The organism is Treponema sp. UBA753 (assembly GCF_002297325.1).
In the GTDB taxonomy this organism is placed as follows: Bacteria; Spirochaetota; Spirochaetia; order Treponematales; family Treponemataceae; genus Treponema_D.
The window spans coordinates 1-1160 of sequence record NZ_DBKJ01000021.1 but is presented as its reverse complement, the minus strand read 5'-3'; the positions used below and the strand labels follow the sequence as shown (position 1 = coordinate 1160).

General features: G+C 38.0%; 2 protein-coding genes. Both read right to left on the bottom strand.

Features of this window, described 5'->3' with window-relative positions:
• Window positions 1-153: 153 nt before the first annotated feature.
• Window positions 154-585 carry a type II toxin-antitoxin system VapC family toxin gene (locus B4C08_RS01160; protein ID WP_296662219.1) on the bottom strand — a complete coding sequence of 144 codons (432 nt, stop codon included), beginning with the start codon at window positions 583-585 and terminating at the stop codon, window positions 154-156.
• A 58-nt stretch (window positions 586-643) separates the two neighbouring features.
• On the bottom strand, window positions 644-916 hold the full coding sequence (locus B4C08_RS01155; RefSeq protein WP_296662218.1) for a type II toxin-antitoxin system Phd/YefM family antitoxin: 273 nt from the start codon (window positions 914-916) through the stop codon (window positions 644-646).
• Between the last annotated feature and the right edge of the window lie 244 nt (window positions 917-1160).

Genomic DNA, 1160 nt, shown 5'->3' with positions numbered 1-1160 from the left:
AGTATTCCTAAGAGGCTGAGTAAGTATTCCTAAGAGGCTGAGTGAGTATCCCTAAGACCTGAAGTGAGTATTCCTAAGGGGCTTAGGAAGTATTCCTTAGCCTTTTAGGAAGTATCGCTACGGCTCTTAGGAAGTGTTCCTTCAGTTTTGAAATTATTCAGCAGAAAACCAGTCTTCTGTGCGCAAAAAAGAGCGTTCTGAGGCTTCGGCAAAATCTGTTGCATTGTGCGTTACAAGAACCATTCCGTTTGCAATTGCGGTGGCGGCAATTTGTGTGTCGCAATAAGGGAGGGTTTTTCCTTCTGTTGAACATTTTCCTGAAAGTTGACCGCAGATTCTGGCTGCAAAGTCATCGTATGGAATTATCTCAAAGTCTTTCTTGTATTCTGCAAGACATTCTTCTATATAAGTTTTGCGTTTTCCATTTGGCATTCTTTCAAGTCCATAGACAAGTTCCTGCCAGGTAACAGCTGAAATTGCACAGAGATTTTTTCGCGCTTCGTACAAGGCAATAACGTTTTTGTTAGGACGTTCCTTTGAGAACTCGGACACGATGTTTGTGTCAAGAAGATATATTTTTTTCATTTTTCCTCCGTAAATGTTTACTATTATATTTGTGCATGAACAAATCTTCAGTACTTATTTATTCTTCAAAAATCACCCTGTTCGGATCAGGATAAACTTTTGGCCTAAGCGGGATTCCCTCATCATTTAGAACATCCGCATATTTTTCCTTTATTTTGTTAAGCCGAGTAATCAAAGAAGGCTTTTCATCTCTGTGTTCATAATCCGCATAGCTGATAATTACCGCAACCGGCTTATCGTACCTTGTAAGTTCCACAGGCTCTCCGCTTTCCGCAATCTTCACGAAATTTGAAAGATTGTTCCGCGCCTCATAAATAGAAGTTCTGCACATAGTTACCTCCACAGTTTATAAATTGAATAGCATCAAGTAAAATAATAACAGTGTTTTGTGTTATAGTCAACATTGAAAATCCTAGCCAACATTTTTGCAGTGAGATATTCATAAACATATTAATTGCAATTTTATTACAAGTATAACGATGTTCTTGTTTTGACTTTGGTTGACACAGGAACACACAGCGATATTTTTAAGAAATAGAGATTTGTACGTTGCCCAAACTTCGAGTTTTATGATT

Excerpts from the sequence above, each read along its gene's own strand:
- B4C08_RS01160 (WP_296662219.1), bottom strand. The coding sequence starts at position 585 with ATGAAAAAAATATATCTTCTTGACACAAACATCGTGTCCGAGTTCTCA.
- B4C08_RS01155 (WP_296662218.1), bottom strand. The coding sequence starts at position 916 with ATGTGCAGAACTTCTATTTATGAGGCGCGGAACAATCTTTCAAATTTC.